Annotated in this window: 14 protein-coding genes; 7 read left to right on the plus strand and 7 right to left on the minus strand. The window is 62.4% G+C overall.

Features of this window, described 5'->3' with window-relative positions; all coding sequences use genetic code 11:
• The first annotated feature begins 74 nt into the window (after nt 1-74).
• Both X757_RS146500 and X757_RS146495 read left to right on the plus strand, forming a co-directional pair.
• Nucleotides 75-896 carry an SDR family oxidoreductase gene (locus X757_RS146500; protein WP_023726794.1) on the plus strand — a complete coding sequence of 274 codons (822 nt, stop codon included), beginning with the start codon at nt 75-77 and terminating at the stop codon, nt 894-896.
• A gap of 64 nt (nt 897-960) precedes the next feature.
• The gene (locus X757_RS146495; RefSeq protein WP_023726795.1) at nt 961-2034 is read left to right on the plus strand and encodes a carboxylesterase; all 1074 of its coding nucleotides are present in this window, start codon (nt 961-963) and stop codon (nt 2032-2034) included.
• On the opposite strand, the gene X757_RS146490 is transcribed toward X757_RS146495, so the two are convergent.
• Nucleotides 2035-3471, minus strand: coding sequence for a DEAD/DEAH box helicase (locus X757_RS146490; RefSeq protein ID WP_031251372.1), 1437 nt, complete (start codon nt 3469-3471; stop codon nt 2035-2037).
• A gap of 410 nt (nt 3472-3881) precedes the next feature.
• On the opposite strand from X757_RS146490, the gene X757_RS146480 reads away from it, so the two are divergent.
• Together X757_RS146480 and X757_RS146475 are read left to right on the plus strand one after the other, a co-directional pair.
• Nucleotides 3882-5414 (plus strand): acyl-CoA carboxylase subunit beta, encoded by a 1533-nt coding sequence (locus tag X757_RS146480; protein ID WP_023726798.1) that lies wholly within the window; start codon nt 3882-3884, stop codon nt 5412-5414.
• 6 nt (nt 5415-5420) lie between these two features.
• On the plus strand, nt 5421-6491 hold the full coding sequence (locus tag X757_RS146475) for a M48 family metallopeptidase (RefSeq protein WP_023726799.1): 1071 nt from the start codon (nt 5421-5423) through the stop codon (nt 6489-6491).
• A 25-nt stretch (nt 6492-6516) separates the two neighbouring features.
• On the opposite strand, the gene X757_RS146470 is transcribed toward X757_RS146475, so the two are convergent.
• Both X757_RS146470 and X757_RS146465 read right to left on the minus strand, forming a co-directional pair.
• Nucleotides 6517-8517 carry a hypothetical protein gene (locus tag X757_RS146470; RefSeq protein ID WP_023726800.1) on the minus strand — a complete coding sequence of 667 codons (2001 nt, stop codon included), beginning with the start codon at nt 8515-8517 and terminating at the stop codon, nt 6517-6519.
• Nucleotides 8514-10067 (minus strand): bifunctional ADP-dependent NAD(P)H-hydrate dehydratase/NAD(P)H-hydrate epimerase, encoded by a 1554-nt coding sequence (locus X757_RS146465; protein ID WP_023726801.1) that lies wholly within the window; start codon nt 10065-10067, stop codon nt 8514-8516. The genes X757_RS146470 and X757_RS146465 overlap by 4 nt, the downstream gene beginning before the upstream one ends.
• A 384-nt stretch (nt 10068-10451) precedes the next feature.
• On the opposite strand from X757_RS146465, the gene X757_RS146460 reads away from it, so the two are divergent.
• Together X757_RS146460 and glnA are read left to right on the plus strand one after the other, a co-directional pair.
• Nucleotides 10452-10790, plus strand: coding sequence for a P-II family nitrogen regulator (locus tag X757_RS146460; protein ID WP_006205430.1), 339 nt, complete (start codon nt 10452-10454; stop codon nt 10788-10790).
• A 58-nt stretch (nt 10791-10848) separates the two neighbouring features.
• Nucleotides 10849-12258, plus strand: a complete 1410-nt coding sequence (glnA, locus tag X757_RS146455) for a type I glutamate--ammonia ligase (protein ID WP_023672775.1) — start codon at nt 10849-10851, stop codon at nt 12256-12258.
• Nucleotides 12259-12395: 137 nt separating this feature from the next.
• On the opposite strand, the gene X757_RS146450 is transcribed toward glnA, so the two are convergent.
• Nucleotides 12396-13436, minus strand: coding sequence for a glutamine synthetase beta-grasp domain-containing protein (locus X757_RS146450; RefSeq protein ID WP_023691256.1), 1041 nt, complete (start codon nt 13434-13436; stop codon nt 12396-12398).
• 316 nt (nt 13437-13752) lie between these two features.
• On the opposite strand from X757_RS146450, the gene X757_RS146445 reads away from it, so the two are divergent.
• Nucleotides 13753-13950 carry a DUF2735 domain-containing protein gene (locus tag X757_RS146445; RefSeq protein WP_023726802.1) on the plus strand — a complete coding sequence of 66 codons (198 nt, stop codon included), beginning with the start codon at nt 13753-13755 and terminating at the stop codon, nt 13948-13950.
• A gap of 93 nt (nt 13951-14043) precedes the next feature.
• On the opposite strand, the gene X757_RS146440 is transcribed toward X757_RS146445, so the two are convergent.
• From X757_RS146440 to X757_RS146430, 3 genes are all read right to left on the minus strand, one after another.
• On the minus strand, nt 14044-15930 hold the full coding sequence (locus X757_RS146440; RefSeq protein WP_023726803.1) for an MFS transporter: 1887 nt from the start codon (nt 15928-15930) through the stop codon (nt 14044-14046).
• Between the two features lie 177 nt (nt 15931-16107).
• Entirely contained in the window at nt 16108-16899 is a 792-nt protein-coding gene (locus X757_RS146435) for an ATP12 family chaperone protein (RefSeq protein ID WP_023691254.1), read from the minus strand.
• Between the two features lie 11 nt (nt 16900-16910).
• Nucleotides 16911-17768 (minus strand): DMT family transporter, encoded by an 858-nt coding sequence (locus X757_RS146430; protein WP_081726945.1) that lies wholly within the window; start codon nt 17766-17768, stop codon nt 16911-16913.
• Nucleotides 17769-17800 lie beyond the last annotated feature (32 nt).

A 17800-nucleotide genomic window follows, 5' to 3' on the forward strand; every position in this document is an offset into this window, starting at 1 on the left:
CAGTACGGAAAAGCGCTCTTTTCATTCGATTTTTTCACCGCTAGAGCACTAATGACAGATCGGCAGGGCGCAGAATGACACTTTACCGGGCCAACCCGAAGCACGGCGTCGCCTGGATAACCGGCGGCAGCAGCGGCATCGGCCGTGCGCTGGCAAAGGACCTCGCAGCAAAGGGCTTTGTCGTCGCGGTCACCGCACTCGACGGCGACCCACTCGACGCGCTCATCGTCGAGACTGCGCAGATGCCGGGACGTGTCGTCGCCTACCCTTGCGACGTCACCGATGAGCCGCGCATGGCAAGCACGGTGGCGGCGATCGAAAAGGAGCTCGGCCCGATCGTGCTCGCCGTCTTCAACGCCGGCAACTACATCGCCACGCCCGGCGAAGACCTCAGGGTCCGCGACTTTCGCCAGACCTTCGAGGTCAACTATTTCGGTATCATCAATGGCCTCGTCCCGCTCATGGAGCGCATGCGCATCCGTGCGCGCGGCCATATCGTGCTTGTCGGGTCGGTCACCGCCTATTTCGGCTGGCCGACCACGGCGGCCTATGGCGGCTCGAAGGCGGCGATCAACATCTTGGCCGAGTCGCTGAAATACGATTTCGACAAGATGAATGTCCGCATCCAGGTGATGAATCCGGGCTTCATCGACACGCCGTTGACCGAAAAGAACATGCTGCCGATGCCGGGACTGATGCCGGTCAACCGCGCCTCGCGACGCATGCTGCGCGGCATCGAGCATGGCGGCTTCGAGGTTACCTTCCCTCACCGGCTGAGCTGGGGGCTGAAGCTGCTGGCACTGCTGCCAAGGCCAGTCTGCCGGTGGTTCATCAGCACGGCGACCCGCTGGACAGGGCGGCCGCTGAATTTCGACCGCAAGCCGCCGAACCAATAGCTGTCCACAGCCCGGCTGTTGCCTGACTGCACCGGCCGCCATAGGCTTTAGAATGGAGTCTGAGATGGGGCGACGGAACGTGCTTGCGGTGCTGGGCGTCGTCATCATCCTTGTCCTGGCCCTCCTGCTTGGTCCGCGCGTTCCCGTCGACACAACAATCAGCTTCGACCCCAAGGTGATCGGCGACGATCCGCAAGCGTATATCGCGCGTGAAGAGGCTGCCGTGCCCAACGTCCGCGACGGGCTCGAGAAAGAAATCATCTGGGCCGATCCGATGGTTCACGCCAGGACGCCATCGGCGATCGTCTATATCCATGGCTTTTCGGCATCGAAGGGCGAGGTTCGCCCGCTGGCCGACGAGGTCGCCGACCAACTCGACGCCAACCTTTTCTACACCCGCCTCACCGGTCATGGGCAGGACGGCGCTGCTATGGCGCAAGGCAGCGTCAATGCCGGGATCAACGACTATGAGGAGGCGCTCGCCATCGGCCGGGCCATCGGTGACAAAGTCATCGTCGTCGGCACCTCGACCGGTGGCTCGCTGGCGGCATGGGCGGCGACCGAGCCTGGCGCATCGGACGGCGTCGCTGCAATCGCATTCATCTCGCCGAATTTCGGCATCAGGGCTTCAGGCGCCGAGCTGCTGACCATGCCCTGGGGCAGGCAGATCGCCGAGTTCGTCGGCGGCAAGGAGCGCAGCTTTCCGACCCGCAACGCGCTGCACGAGAAACTCTGGACGCACACCTATCCAATGGCGGCCGTGCTACCGATGGCGGCGCTGACCAACCTTGCCTACGCAGCGCCTGTTGAGAAGGCAACCATACCGGCGCTGTTCATCTTCTCGGATTCCGACAAGGTGGTGCGCCAGGATCGCACCCGCGAAATCGCCGGCCGCTGGGGCGCACCGCATGAACTGGTGCCCGTCGACGACAATGGCGATCCCGACAACCACGTCATTGCCGGCGACGCGCTGTCGCCCTCGACCACGGCTTTCCTGGCGCAGCGGATCGTCGTGTGGGTGAAGGCAATTACCGGGCAGCCCCAAACGAAAAGGACGGCCGAAGCATTGCCCCGGCCGTCCTCATATTCAATCGTCAGCAATCAAGCCAGGCTCGACGAGCCTGACCGGTTCGTCTGATCAGGCAGCCCGCGCCGCGGGCCGCTTGCCGCCGAAGCGGCGCTTGTTGTTGCCCTTGAAGGCCTTGGCGCCTTCCGGCTTGCGCTCGCTTGCACCCGCAAAGGCCGGCTTGTCACCAAAACGCTTCTTGGCGAAGCCGTTGTTCTGGCCACCGGGCCGCCTGCCGTCGCGACGGCCATTGCGGTCGTTGCGATCGTTGGCGGGCTCGAAGCGCTCGTTCTTTTCGGCCGGATTGCGCACCGGATCCGGGCTGCCGAGATGGTCGGCAACGATCGGCAGCTTGCTGCGGATGATGCGCTCGACCTGACGCAGCTTGCTGTTTTCGGAAGGATCGCAAAGCGTGATGGCAATGCCGTCCATCCCGTTACGGCCGGTACGTCCGATGCGGTGGACATAGCTTTCGGCCTCATCCGGCAGATCGAAATTCACCACATGGCTGATGCCGGGGACGTCGATGCCGCGCGCCGCGATGTCGGTGGCCACGAGAATGTGCACCGAGCCCTCGCGGAAATCGTTGAGCGCCTTCTGGCGGGCGTTCTGCGACTTGTTGCCGTGGATGACGGCGGCCTTGAAGCCGTCGCGTTCGAGGTCCTTGGTCACCCGGTCGGCGCCATGTTTGGTGCGCGAAAAGATGATGACGGACTTCATCGCTTCGTCGGCGAGCATCGTCGACAGCACCTGGCGCTTCTGCTTTGTGCGGGCAAAGACAACGCCCTGCACGATCTCGGCGGCCGCGGTGCTCTGCGGCGCGACTTCGACGCGGATCGGGTTCTTCAACAGGCCCTTCGCCAGTTCGGCGATTTCGTTGGGCATGGTGGCCGAGAACAGCACCGTCTGACGGTCGGGCGCGGTCGCCTTGGCGATCCGCTTGACGTCGTTGATAAAGCCCATGTCGAGCATGCGGTCACCCTCGTCCAGCACCAGCCATTTGGTGTCGGAGAGAATCAGGTCGCCCTCGCGCACCAGGTCGGTCAGGCGGCCGGGCGTGGCGATCAGGATGTCGACGCCGGGAGCGACCTTCTTCACCTGGCTGAAGCGCGAGACGCCGCCAAGCACGAGAGCGGTCGAGACATGCGCGCCCTTGGCGAGGATCTTGATGGTGTCCTCGATCTGGACGGCGAGTTCGCGCGTCGGCGCCAGGATCAGCGCACGGGTGGTCTTGGCCCGGCGCTTGGTGCCGAGCGCGATGATCTTCGACAGGATCGGCAGCGCGAAGGCAGCGGTCTTGCCGGAGCCGGTCTGGGCGATGCCGAAGATATCACGGCCTTCCATCTGCGGCGGGATCGCCTGCGTCTGGATCGGCTTCGGCTCGGTGAAGCCGGCGCCATGGGTCGCCTTGAGCAGCGCGCCCGTAATTCCAAGGGCTGCGAAACCGGTGAGTTCCGCAGTGCTGCCGGTCACGATGGAATTGCCGGCTGAGGTGTTTTCGTTGGTCAAAATAGTCTTCTTTCACGCGGTCTTGGCCGCAAACATCGATGGCGGCAGGGCGCAACCTGCCGTCGAAAAATTTGATATGAAACGACAAGGCGGGCGGACGGTAACGTCCACTCGGCTGCGCTGTCGTGCCCGCAGGCGTCATGCCACGGGGCTCTTTCGCCACTTCGTGATGATGTATCGGAAAGAGAGGCCGATATACCGGAAAGAGGGAAAACAGACGCAACCAGTCTCATTTGTCGAGAAGGCCGGAATCTCCGGCCCAAGCGCCTATGGGCTGCATATGGCTGAGTTCGCTCCGGAATGCAAGGGGCCACATGTTGCAGCGCAATAATCGAGGCCGAAAGCGGCGCTTGCACACGCCTGCAGCCATCATTACCACAAAGGCAGCTGCCATTTCTGGGGACCGAGTGATGAAGGACGTGCTGAAGGAACTTGAGCGCCGCCGCGAGATCGCCCGCATGGGCGGCGGCCAGGCCCGCATCGACGCCCAGCACAAGAAGGGCAAGCTGACGGCGCGCGAACGCATCGAGGTCTTTCTCGACGAAAGCTCGTTCGAGGAGTTCGACATGTATGTCGAGCATCGCTCGACCGATTTCGGCATGGAGAAGACCAAGATCGCCGGCGATGGTGTCGTCACCGGCTGGGGAACCGTCAATGGCCGTCCGGTCTATCTCTTCGCCAAGGATTTTACCGTCTTCGGCGGCTCGCTGTCGGAGGCTCATGCCGAAAAGGTCATCAAGGTGCAGGAGATGGCGCTACGCAACCGCGCGCCGATCATCGGCGTCTACGACGCCGGCGGCGCCCGCATCCAGGAAGGCGTGGCGGCGCTTGGCGGCTATGCCGAGATCTTTCAGCGCAACGTGCTCGCATCCGGCGTCATTCCTCAGATTTCCGTGATCATGGGCCCGTGCGCCGGCGGCGACGTCTATTCGCCTGCGATGACCGACTTCATCTTCATGGTGCGCGACACCTCTTACATGTTCGTCACCGGGCCGGATGTGGTCAAAACGGTCACCAATGAGACGGTGACGGCCGAGAGCCTTGGCGGCGCGTCCGTCCACACGACCAAATCGTCGATTGCCGACGGCGCCTACGACAATGACGTCGAGGCGCTGTTGCAGATGCGCCGGCTGGTCGATCTGCTGCCGGCGTCCAACACGTCGGAGCTTCCTGAGATCGAGTGCTACCAGTCGGTCACCGACCATGATCTGTCGCTCGACCGACTGATCCCGGACAACGCCAACAAGCCTTATGATATCAAGGAGCTGATCCTCAAAGTTGCCGACGAAGGCGACTTCTTCGAAATCCAGCAGAACTTCGCCAAGAACATCGTCACCGGTTTTGGCCGCGTCGAGGGCCGTACCGTCGGCTTCATCGCCAACCAGCCGATTGTGCTGGCCGGCGTGCTCGATTCCGACGCAAGCCGCAAGGCGGCGCGCTTCGTGCGCTTCTGCGACTGTTTTTCCATTCCCATCGTCACCTTCGTCGACGTCCCCGGCTTCCTCCCCGGCACCGCGCAGGAATATGGCGGACTGATCAAGCACGGCGCCAAGCTCTTGTTTGCCTACGCCGAGGCAACCGTGCCGAAAATCACCGTCATCACCCGCAAAGCCTATGGCGGCGCCTATGACGTGATGGCCTCAAAGCACCTGCGTGGCGACATGAACTATGCCTGGCCGACGGCGCAGATCGCGGTGATGGGGGCGAGAGGCGCGGTCGAGATCATCTACCGCAAGGATATCGGCGACGCCGAAAAGATCGCAGCTCACACAAAGGCTTACGAGGACCGTTTCCTGTCGCCCTTCGTCGCCGCCGAACGCGGCTATGTCGACGAGGTGATCATGCCGCATTCGACCCGCCGCCGCATTGCCCGGGCACTGCGCATGCTGCGCAACAAGGACATGCAGAACCCTTGGAAGAAGCACGACAACATCCCGTTGTAACATCCAATGTCGCGACTGATCATCAGCGCCGGTCGGCGGTTTGGCAGGTTCACGGTCCTGTTTTTCGTTGTTCCCGCCCTCGTCATCTTCTGCGTCTGGATGTCCCTGCTCGACAACCATCCGATCTGGTTTATGGCCAGCGGCTTCGTCGTCATGCCGATCGCCACCACGGCCTTGGCATTTCTGTTCGGCACATTGTTTGCGGGCTTCCGACGCAGCAAGATCAAAGGCGTCAGTGAAGCAGAAGCGCCCGGCCTGTGGGCGCTGTGGCGGAGCGTCGCCGGACCGCGCCGTGCTGCGCGCACGGTTGTCATACTAGAGGGCAACCTGAACGCCAGCGTGCGCGAGGAGCGCACGCTTCTCGGCCTTCTCGGCAATCGGCTGTTTCTAACCATTGGCATCCCTCTCCTCGCAGTGACCGATGAAAGAGCGCTTGCCGCGATCCTTGCCCATGAGGACGCGCATGTGCGCAACAAGGATACCAATGGCAGCCTCAATCTCGCTGAGTTCGAAAACGGTTTCGGATTTGTCTTCGAGTATGCCCCGCCCGGAACCACGATCACAGGCAGCCTGCTCCACGCCGCTATCGGCTGGCTGTCGCAATCGTTCGAGCGGGAAGAAATCCGGCTTTCGCGCGAAGCGGAGATCAAGGCAGATCGACACGCGGCATCCTCCGGCGATGCCGAGCACGCCGCACGCGCGCTGTTGCTTCTTGCCACGGCAGACGTGCATTTCGCGGAGACGGTCTATGACCCTTTGCAGCATGAATTGCGAGGTGCTTTGCGTCCGCCGCGACCGCCGCTCGAGCGCATGCTGGAAGCTGCCGGCCAGCTGCGAGAACCCATTTGCCTCAATGTTTGCGCCCGCAAGGCGTGGGCAAGCCCGGATGACGCAAAGTCCACCCATCCATCATGGGCTCAACGGCTGGCGGCGCTTGGCTACACGGAGCCGCCCGACCTGGACCCGATCGCCGTGACCGCGCTCTCGACGCTGCTGAACTCGAGCGTAGCACAGCGCCACATTTCGGAATTCGACACCAAATGGACTGCGGGGATGGAAGACTATCTCCAGCGCTGAACTGGTGGTCGCCCAACTCGCAGGCTCACTCCTCTTCCGCCGCCCCGAACCCCGCATCCCTGGGGGCGCTGGTCGCGCTCGCCCAGGGCGTCGCGTGATTGTCGATGCGCATCTGGAAGATGAAATAGGTCGGCGAGCAGTAGCCGATGCCTTTCACCTTGGCGGCGCCCGGCGTGTCCGGCGGCAGCGACTGGCACATATAATCCTCGCGGCAGAAATGATCGGCCGAACATGCGGGACGGTTGCCGCGGTTGACCGCGCCGCCGAGGCACTGGTCGAAATTGTTGGTGGCGACGCAGGTGTCGAATTTCTTGCCGCCGACCATGCCGCAAATTTCCGATGGCATCGGCTTGCCCGTCTTGAAGGCGGCGAAGCTGCGGTCCTTGTCGTCGCAGGCGCGATAAGCGATGCCTGCCGGTACGCCGATTTTCGGTGGCCGGCAGGTGTAGGCGGTCCGCGAAAAGGTCGGCGCAAAAGCAGCGAACTGGCCGGTGATCTTGTAGCGGTCGTTGAACGGCTGAGACGGGTTGCTGGCGATCGACCCGGTCAGGCAGGGATGGCCCGAAAACATCTTTGGACTGTCCTTGGGCAACAGACATTGCGCCAGCGTGGTGCGCACGCCTGAGGCCGTCGCCAGCGGCGTGCAGACGGTGCCGCTACCGCATTGCCAGGTCGCGCCGAAGCGTCTTGCATCATCCGGCATCAGGCACGTCATCGCCATCTCGGCCGGGGCGTAGTCGACATCGCCGGCATCGGTCCATGTCGCCGGCGGCGCAAAGGACAGCGGCCGGTAGCGGTTCGGCTCCTTGCCTTCTTCCGTCGCGCGCAGCCAAGCCTCACGTCGCGGAATCTCGGCATGGAGATGCGGCGAGATGCCGACCTCGATCCGGTTGAGAGGCGACGTCGTTTTGTCGTCGAGGCCGATGAAGTGAAAGCCGGCCGTCGAACCCGCCTGGTGGCAGCCCTGGCAGGCGCCATTGTCCAGCCGCTCGACCAGCGCCTCCGGTGTCCGCACCAGCTTTAGCGCCGCATAGTCCAAGCCGGCGAAATCCGCTGGCTGGAACAGCGGCGTGAACGGATGGTTGGCCCGTCTCGCGCTGCCGAAGGTCGACCACGAGATGATTTTCTTGGCCAGGAATTCGTCGGGGATTTCGTAGACGCCGAGATCGACGGCCGCGACATTGGCGCTGACATAGTCGGCGAGCCCTTTCTTCAGTGCGGCATCATCCGAGAGCCGCGCAACGTCAGGCGTATTCTCCAGCGGCTTCTCGCTGATGGCAGCGCCATCGATACCGAAGATCCGCATCAGATAGGCCGCCTGCCCGCCGAATTGGATCTCCTGTCCCGAGGGAAAACGCACCACCTGCGCATTGAGTTCAAGCTGCTTGAACGTCAGTTCCTCCGGTGCCATCGAACCGCCGGCCAGCCAGCCGGCATCGACGTTTTCGTCGATCTGCGGTGTCCAGCGCCCGGCAATGCCGACGCAGCCGCCATCGGCATCCGGCGCCACGCTGTAGACGGCGTTGAAATTGAATGGCAGCCTCGAAGCGAGAAGTTTGCCGTTCTTGCGGAAACTATAGGCCAGGCGATAGATGAAGCGCACCTCGCCACAGCTTTTGTCGCCAGCCAAAACATTGAAATCGCGCCGGTCGAGCCGGTTGACGACGCCGACCAGGCGGAAGCGCGCGGCCTCGGTCTTCAGCCAGCGCATATCCATGATGCGGCCGACATTGCCGTCGGTCACCTCGTAGAGCGTGCGCCCGCCGGCCTTTATCTCGGCCCGTAGCGTGGCAATATCGGCCGCAACCATGTCGACAACAGCACGATAGGCCGGCGCCTCACTGTAGAGCGTCTTCAGATCGTCCGCGCCGTCGACGGCGAAAATGCCGGCGAAGCCAAACCCCTTGGCATCGAGGGCGGCGAGCACCGCCGGATCGTCGACGATGGTCACCGGCTGCTCAGCGCGCACGCCATGCGAGGCGAACAGCGCGATGATGGCTGCAATGGCGAGCGCGAAACGCTTCATCCGATCGGCACCTTCTGCCGTGCCTCGACAAGTTCACGCAGCACCGGCACCAGCGCCAGCGGCAGATCCTCGGCGATCAGACCCGGTCCGAAGCGGCTGCCGGCCTCGGCATGGATCCAGACCGCTGCGCAGGCGGCCTCGAATGCCTGCATGCCCTGCGCCAGCAGCGCGGCGACAATGCCCGCCAGCACGTCGCCGGAACCGGCGGTGGCGAGCCATGGTGCACCATTGGCGTTGATCACCGCGCGGCCGTCCGGCGCCGCGATGACGGTGTCGGCGCCCTTGTAGACCATGATGGCGTTGGCTCGTTCAGCGGCTGCGCGCGCCTTGGCGAGTTTCGACTGCTTCTTGTCCTTCGCGATGTCGGGAAAAAGTCTGGCGAATTCGCCTTCATGCGGCGTCAGCACCAATACCGGCGCCAACGGGAGCAGCGCGGCGTCGAACAGGGCCCGAGGCTGATGCGCCAATGACGTGATGGCGTCAGCATCCAAGACAATGGCAGGGCGCTGAATTCCGAATGAACTCGTCGACGTGCGGTTTAGGTCAGCGACCGTCGCGATCAATTGCAACGCGAAATCCCCCACTTTGGGTTTCGGCCCGAGCCCTGGTCCGAACACAAGTACTTCGGGGTGCCTCGCCGACAAAAATTCCTGCACTTCCTCCATCGAACCGGCCTCGCGCAGCATGATCGATGTCAGATGCGCGGCGTTTACCTGCATGGCATTTTCAGGCGAGAGCACGGTCACCGCCCCTGCCCCGGCTCTGGCTGCAGCCATCGCCGACAGCCGCGCCGCACCTGTCGCGCTCGGCCCGCCGGAAAAGACGCTGACGTGGCCGCGCTTATACTTATGTGTATCGACCGCCGTTTTCGGAAAACTGTATAGCCAGAAGTCAGGCGTGTTCTCGAACGTCTTGATCTTGAACTCATCGACGATCGCATCCGGAATGCCGATATCGGCGATGATGATCTCGCCGCAGAGGCTGCGCCCCGGCATCAGCAGATGGCCGGGCTTTTTCCGCACGAACGTCACCGTCACGTCGGCCTTGAAATAAGCGTTGCTCAAGCCGGTCTCGCCCGACACACCAGAAGGCAGATCGATTGACACCACAGGCACGCGCTCCGCCGCGGCCAATCCTGAGACGGCAGAGGCATGCAGGGATATCTTCTTCGACAATCCCGCACCATAGAGCGCGTCCACGACGACTTCACCCGGTTCCGGGTAGCAGTGTCCGATGTGCTCGACCGGCAGATTGCAGGCCTCGGAAGCTCGCGCCGCATCACTCCCGGGCTTCTGCTTGCCTTCGGCCCAGAGCGCCACATTCACACCAGCCTCGGCCAGCAACCGCGCTACAACATAGCCGTCGCCACCATTATTGCCGGGGCCGCACAGCACGTGCACGCGGCTTGCTGCGGGATAGCGTGCCAGGACCACAGCAGCGACCGCTTCGCCGGCGCGCTGCATCAGGCCATAGCCGTCGAGCGGACCGGCCGCGATCGCCAGCCGGTCGGCCTCGCCCATCTCGGCCGGCGACAGGACTTCATTGCTCATGGATTGCCGATCCGCATTTCGTTCAAGGCCGACCCCTTTGTCCCTATCGAGCATTGTCCAGTTTCGGATTCGAAGCAAACGGCCAGGTGCTGCGTTGGCGTGCGGCCAATCCTTTCGCAGACTGGTGCCACGGATCCGCGCGGGCCTGCAAAATGCGCAATCTGCCTAATTATCGTGCAGACGCCCGAAGCGGCAATGTGTAGGCTTCGGGCAGCTTTGCCGCAGCCGAAGCAGAGGATGACGCGAATGTGCATCCCGGCGCGGCGCGGCATTGGAATTGCGCGAAACCGCTTCGCGTGGGCTGAAATTGGCACAGTTCGTGCTTGATGGAGGCGCAAGCGGGGCGCACAACCCGTTTTTTTGGCAGTGGAGGCCACTTTTTACATGAAAAAGATCGAAGCGATCATCAAGCCGTTCAAGCTAGACGAAGTGAAGGAAGCGCTTCAGGAGGCCGGTCTGCAAGGCATTACCGTCACCGAGGCCAAGGGCTTTGGCCGCCAGAAAGGCCATACCGAACTCTATCGCGGCGCCGAATATGTCGTCGACTTCCTGCCCAAGGTGAAGATCGAAGTGGTGCTGGGCGACGACGCCGTCGAAGGCGCCATCGAAGCCATCCGCAAGGCGGCGCAGACCGGCCGCATCGGCGACGGCAAGATCTTCGTCTCCAATATCGAGGAGGTCGTTCGCATCCGTACCGGCGAAACGGGGATGGACGCCGTCTGAGCTTTCTGATTTCAGATTAACGTCTCCTCGAAACGTCATCACACAGGGAAGAAACGACATGACGACAGCCAAAGACATCATGAAGCAGATCAAGGACAACGACGTGAAATTCGTCGACCTGCGCTTCACCGATCCGAAGGGCAAGCTGCAGCACGTGACGATGGATGTCATCGAGGTCGAGGAAGACATGTTCGCCGACGGCGTCATGTTCGACGGCTCCTCGATCGCCGGCTGGAAGGCGATCAACGAGTCCGACATGGTGCTGATGCCCGATGCGGACACCGTCCACATGGATCCGTTCTTCGCCCAGTCGACCATGGTCATCCTGTGCGACATTCTCGATCCGGTCTCCGGCGAATCCTACAACCGCGATCCGCGCGGCACTGCAAAGAAGGCCGAGGCCTACATGAAGGCCGAAGGCATCGGCGACACCATCTATGTCGGCCCCGAAGCCGAGTTCTTCGTCTTCGACGACGTCAAGTACAAGGCCGATCCCTACAACACCGGCTTCAAGCTGGACTCGACCGAACTGCCGTCCAACGACGACACCGATTACGAGACCGGCAATCTCGGCCACCGCCCGCGCGTCAAGGGCGGCTATTTCCCTGTGCCGCCGATCGACAGCGCGCAGGACATGCGCTCCGAAATGCTGACCGTGCTCGCCGAAATGGGCGTGCGCGTCGAAAAACACCATCACGAGGTTGCCGCTGCCCAGCACGAGCTCGGCATCAAGTTCGACACGCTGGTCCGCAACGCCGACAAGATGCTGATCTACAAATATGTCGTGCACCAGGTCGCCAACGCCTATGGCAAGACGGCCACCTTCATGCCGAAGCCGATTTTCGGCGACAACGGCTCGGGCATGCACGTCCACCAGTCGATCTGGAAGAACGGCAAGCCGACCTTCGCCGGCAATGAATATGCCGGCCTGTCGGAGTCGTGCCTGTTCTACATCGGCGGCATCATCAAGCACGCCAAGGCCATCAACGCCTTCACCAACCCGCTGACCAACTCCTACAAGCGCCTTGTGCCTGGCTATGAAGCCCCGGTGCTGCTCGCCTACTCCGCGCGCAACCGTTCGGCCTCCTGCCGCATTCCGTTCGGCTCGTCGCCGAAAGCCAAGCGCGTCGAGGTCCGCTTCCCCGATCCGGGCGCGAACCCCTACCTCGCTTTCGCCGCCATGCTGATGGCCGGCCTCGACGGCATCAAGAACAAGATCCACCCGGGACAGCCGATGGACAAGGATCTTTACGATCTGCCGCCGAAGGAACTGAAGAAGATTCCGACCGTCTGCGGTTCGCTGCGCGAAGCGCTGCAAAGCTTGGACAAGGACCGCGGCTTCCTGAAAGCCGGCGGCGTCTTCGACGACGACCAGATCGACAGCTATATCGAGCTCAAGATGGCCGAAGTGATGCGCTTCGAAATGACCCCGCATCCGGTCGAATACGACATGTACTATTCGGTCTGAACGATAAGCCTCAGCGACAAGGAAAAACCCCGGCGTCAGTTCAGACGCCGGGGTTTTTGTTTGACCAATAGCAGACCGTAGACGTGGTAGCAGCAGGCTACGGCGCAGGCTTACGAAGCCTGCGCCGCTATAGATGCTTAGGCAGCCGCCGAAACCTGCGCGCTGGTCGAAACCTCCGCGATGGTCTTCAGGATCTGCGAAGCGATCTGGTAGGGGTCGCCTTGCGAGTTCGGACGGCGGTCTTCCAGGTAACCCTTGTAGTCATTGTTGACGAAGGAATGCGGCACGCGGATCGAGGCGCCTCGGTCGGCGATGCCGTAGCTGAAGCGGTTCCACGGAGCGGTCTCATGCTTGCCGGTCAGGCGCTTGTCGTTGTCCGGGCCGTAGACGGCGATGTGGTCCATCAGGTTCTTGTCGAATTGAGCCATCAGCGCTTCGAAATAGGCTTTGCCGCCGACTTCGCGCATATAGGCGGTCGAGAAGTTGGCGTGCATGCCCGAGCCGTTCCAGTCGGTGTCGCCGAGCGGCTTGCAGTGATACTCGATGTCGATCTCGTATTTTTCGGTCAGGCGCTGCAAGAGATAGCGGGCCATCCACATCTGGTCGGCGGCCTTCTTGGAGCCCTTGCCGAAAATCTGGAATTCCCACTGGCCCTTGGCCACTTCGGCGTTGATGCCTTCATGGTTGATGCCTGCTGCGAGGCAGAGGTCGAGATGCTCCTCGACGATCTGGCGCGCGATCGGGCCGACATTCGAATAGCCGACGCCGGTGTAGTACGGGCCCTGCGGCGCCGGATAGCCGCTCTCGGGGAAGCCGAGCGGACGGCCGTCCTTGTAGAAGAAATACTCCTGCTCGAAGCCGAACCAGGCGCCCTCGTCGTCGAGGATGGTGGCGCGCTTGTTGGACACATGCGGCGTCACGCCATCGGGCATCATCACTTCGCACATCACCAGCACGCCATTGCTGCGGGCCGGGTCCGGGAATACTGCGACCGGCTTCAGCACGCAGTCGGAGCTGTGGCCTTCGGCCTGCTGCGTCGAAGAACCGTCGAAGCCCCACAGCGGCAGCTGCTCGAGCGTCGGGAACTCGGCGAACTCCTTGATCTGGGTCTTGCCGCGAAGATTGGGGACCGGCGTGTAACCATCGAGCCAGATATACTCGAGCTTGTATTTCGTCATTCTAGAGCCTCTCGTTGCTTGATCACCGAACCTGGATGACGCCGGCGCGCCGAGCCATCCAGCAGCCCAGCTGCCGGTCGATAAAATGCAAATCGTGTGCCACTTCAGTTGGTCAGGGTGCGGCAAAAATGCCCTTTTATCCCGCCGGTGATGGCAAGCCGCCTAAGCAATGCGCCCGGATCAATCAAAGGCAGAATTTGCTTAAATAACAGGCAAATGCCCATCTTTCCTTAGGCATCTTGCCTAAAAGGATTGCAGGACCTACCTTGATGGAAAGATGAATCGAAGAGCCTCTCCAGAAGAAAGGAGACCGACCATGGAAATCACCTCAGCCCGTCCGTCGGCCAAAATCCTGATGTTCCCGGCGGCATCGCGTGTAACTGCCTCAAATTTAGGCGTAAAGGCCAAGTTTGCGGCAGAGCTTGCTTCGCTGCGCGATCACCCGCTTGCCCATGGCGAGGCCTGGTATCACGAGGCCGCCATTGCGGACGCCGAACAGCCTCGCAAGAGCTAGGCGTCTTCCGCGCTGATAGATCGAACAGGCCCACAAATCAAAAGCCCGGCGCGATCGCTCGCGCCGGGTTTTTGTTTGATACAGAGCCGTCGGCTACTGCTTGGTATGCAGGTCGGTGCCGAGAGTATCCCTGACGAAGATCATGCCGATGATCAGCGTCACCGCCGCGATCACCACCGGATACCAAAGGCCATAGTAGATATCGCCCTTGTAGGCGCTGAACGCGAACACGATCGCGGGCAGCAGGCCGCCGAACCAGCCATTGCCGATGTGATAGGGCAGTGACATGCCGCTGTAGCGGATGCGTGTCGGGAACATCTCGACCAGGATCGCCGCGATCGGCCCGTAGACCATGGTCACGTAGAGGACCAGGATGAACAGGATGCCGATGACCTTTGCCCAGTTGACCTGTGCGGGGTCGGCAAACATCGCGAAGGCGCCCGCTGCCGGAACGCTGTAGACGGTCACCTCGGTGGCGCCCGCGGCTTCGTCCTTGGTCAGCACCTTGTCCTTGATCGCCTGTTCGGTCGGGACCGCGGTCTTTTCGCCGGCGCGGATGGCTGCCGCGTCGAGCTTCAGTTCAGGATTGGCCGCGACAAAGGCGTCGAGCTTCTGGTCGGCAACCTTGGCGGCAGCACGCTTCAGCGGATAACCGCCCCCCTGAAGCGCGAGGTTGATACCCTTCTTGAAGGCAGCGTCACTGGCAGCCTTCTTGTCGCCCGCGGCCTTGGCATCATAAGACGCCACGGTTTCGCTGCCGATCATGACACTCGCCGGGGTCCCCGCCGCCGCCGTCGAGACGATGTCGTAAGGCACCGAGTTCTTGGCAAGGAAATCGGTCGCGATATCGCACGAACTGACCGGTACGCGTGTTCCGGTCGGGTTGAACTGGAAGTTGCAGTCTCCCGGAGCCGCCGTCACCGTGGCGCGCGTGTTCTGCTGTGCGGTGGCGAGCGCCGGATTGGCGGCCCAGGTCAACGCCTTGAACAGCGGGAAGGTGGTGACGACCGCCAGCGCAAGGCCGGCCATGATGATCGGCTTGCGGCCGATCTTGTCGGACAGCCAGCCGAAGAAGACGAAGAAGCCCGTGCCGAGTGCCAGCGCAATGGCGATCATGATGTTGACCGACTGCGCGTCGACCTTGAGCACATTGGCCAGGAAGAACAGTGCATAGAACTGGCCATTGTACCATACCACGGCCTGACCGGCGGTGAGGCCGAACAGCGCCAGGATGGCGATCTTGGCGTTTTTCCACTGGCCGAAGGCTTCCGACAGCGGCGCCTTGGAACTCTTGCCCTCTTCCTTCATGCGCAGGAAGGTCGGCGATTCCGAAAGCGACAGCCGGATCCAGACCGAAATGCCGAGCAGGATAGCCGAGACCAGGAACGGAATGCGCCATCCCCAGGCGTTGAAGGCGTCCTTGCTTACGGAATTCTGCACCAGCAGGATGACAATCAGCGACAGGAAAAGGCCGAGCGTCGCCGTCGTCTGGATCCATGAGGTGTAGAAGCCGCGACGGTCGTCCGGCGCATGTTCCGCGACATAGGTCGCGGCGCCGCCGTACTCGCCGCCAAGCGCCAGGCCCTGCAGCATGCGCAGCGCGATCAACAGGATCGGCGCCAGAATGCCCAGTGTCTCTGAACCCGGAAGCAGGCCGACAAGGAAAGTCGACAGACCCATGATCATGATGGTGACAAGGAATGTGTATTTGCGGCCGACGAGATCGCCGATGCGGCCGAACACCAGCGCGCCGAACGGGCGCACGATGAAGCCGGCGGCGAAGACCAGCAGCGTGAAGATGTAGCGGGTGCCTTCGGGAAACGAGTTGAAGAAGGTCAAGCCGATCGCGCCGGCCAACGCTCCGTAGAGATAGAAATCATACCATTCGAAAACCGCGCCCAGCGAGGAGGCGAAGATGACCTTCTTCTCCTCTCGTGTCATGCCGCGGCTGGCTCCGCCGGCGGTCGATGCCAATGCCATTGAACTGTCCTCCCGTGAATCGTCTGCCTTCGACGCTGGGCGTCATCGTCGGCGTTCCCTCCGAACGCGACTCGAACCAGCCATCAGCGTAAAAAATGACAGAAAGCGACCGCCGGAGGCAGACAGACCTTGGATTTATGACTTTGGTATTAGGTGCAGTGCGGCAAAGGCCGAGGATCAGGTCTTCAGCGCATCGAGCAGGCCGACGGCCGCCATCATGTCGCGTTTGCGGGCCGAGCGGCGTGCGACAGCCTCGGCATCCTGGCCCCAATGCTCGATCTGCCAGTCCTCGTCGACATGGCCGGCGGCCCAAGCCGCATCGCCATCGAGCGCACCGTAATCGACCGCCAGCGCCAGCAGCGCCGACCCGGTCAGCGAAGTCATGACATGGATTGCGGCCAGCCGCAGCGGCTCGGCACGCTGGGCAAGATGAGCGCCGAGCACTGCGATGCTCTCGCGCGGCTGTTCGACATGGATGATGCCCTCGGCGAGGTTGAACCGAGCCCCTAATGTCACCCTCGCCCAGTCGATCACCGGATCCCAATGCTGGTTCTGCCGCTCGACCAGCCCCTGCGGCGCGTCGGCGCGGTAGCAGGTCAGATCGGACGAGGCAAAGCGCAAGACGTCCTCCAGCACCGCCTGCGGGTCGCTGGCGACGCCGTCGATGGCGGTGTTGACCAGACGCAACACCGGCATCGTGACCGGGTCGATGGTCTCGCCCTGTGCAGCGAACTCATTGGCGACCAGGGCGGCGGCCTTCTCGGTCGGCAGCGCCAGCAGCGCCTTGCCCGGCGTGCGCACCGGCTTGCCGTCGAGATGGACGGCAAAACCGTCTTCCACAGCTGCGACCGACACGTCCTTGTAGAAGCGCTTCGGCAGGTGCGTCTTCATCTGGATCTGCGCGCGGCGCACCGGATCCGGATCGGACAGATGCTTTCCCGCTTCGAGGTCGTTGAGGATGTCACGCATGGTCGAACTTTCTATCCAGGTACCTGCTTGCGCGCCGGCCGGTTGACGATGATCAGGCCGACAGCGATCAGCCCAAGCGCCACAAAGATCCTGGTCGTCGGCGCCTCGCCCAGAATGATAGCGCCGCAGAGGACGCCGAACACCGGCGACAGGAAAGCGAAGCTCGACAGGGCCGATGCCGGATAGCGCCTGAGCAGCCAGAACCACAGCACATAGGTGAAGGCAACTATATAGAGCGACTGGAACAGCAGCGCCAATGCCGGCAAGGCACTGACCGCGCGGATCGGCGGGCCGGCGAAAGGCATCACCAGGACACCGACAATGGCCGCACCGGCCAACTGATAAAGCAGCAATTTCTCGGCACTGGTCTCGACCAGTTTCGAACGCTTGATGACGATGCTGGTCGCCGCCCACAGGATACCGGAGCCGAGGCTGAGCAGATCGCCCATCAAGGTCATCTCGGTGCCGCCGGCAATCCCGTCGGAAAACACCGCCACCAGGCCGCAGAAGGCGAGAACGAGCCCGCCAAGCTTGCGCGCGTTGATACGCTCACCGAGCAGGAAATGGCCGCCGATCAGGACCCAGAACGGCATGGTGTTGACCAGCAGTGTGTTGCGAGCAACGGTCGTGTATTCCAGCCCGATATAGAGGCACAGGAACTCGACGCCGAACAGCACGCCGACAATGATGCCGGCGACAAGCGACCCGTCGGCCTTAAACAACCTGATGCCGCGCAGCCAGCACCAGCCGAGCACACAGAGCCCGCCAATGATCGAACGTGCGATCGAGACGAAAACCGGATCGAAGCCGGCATAGGAGATCTTGGCGGCGACGTAGTTCAGCCCCCAGGAAAAGGTCAGCCCGACCATGATGGAAGCAGCCGCCAGATCGACCGCATCGC

Origin of the sequence: Mesorhizobium sp. LSHC412B00 (assembly GCF_000503035.1) — a bacterium.
Lineage (GTDB): Bacteria > Pseudomonadota > Alphaproteobacteria > Rhizobiales > Rhizobiaceae > Mesorhizobium.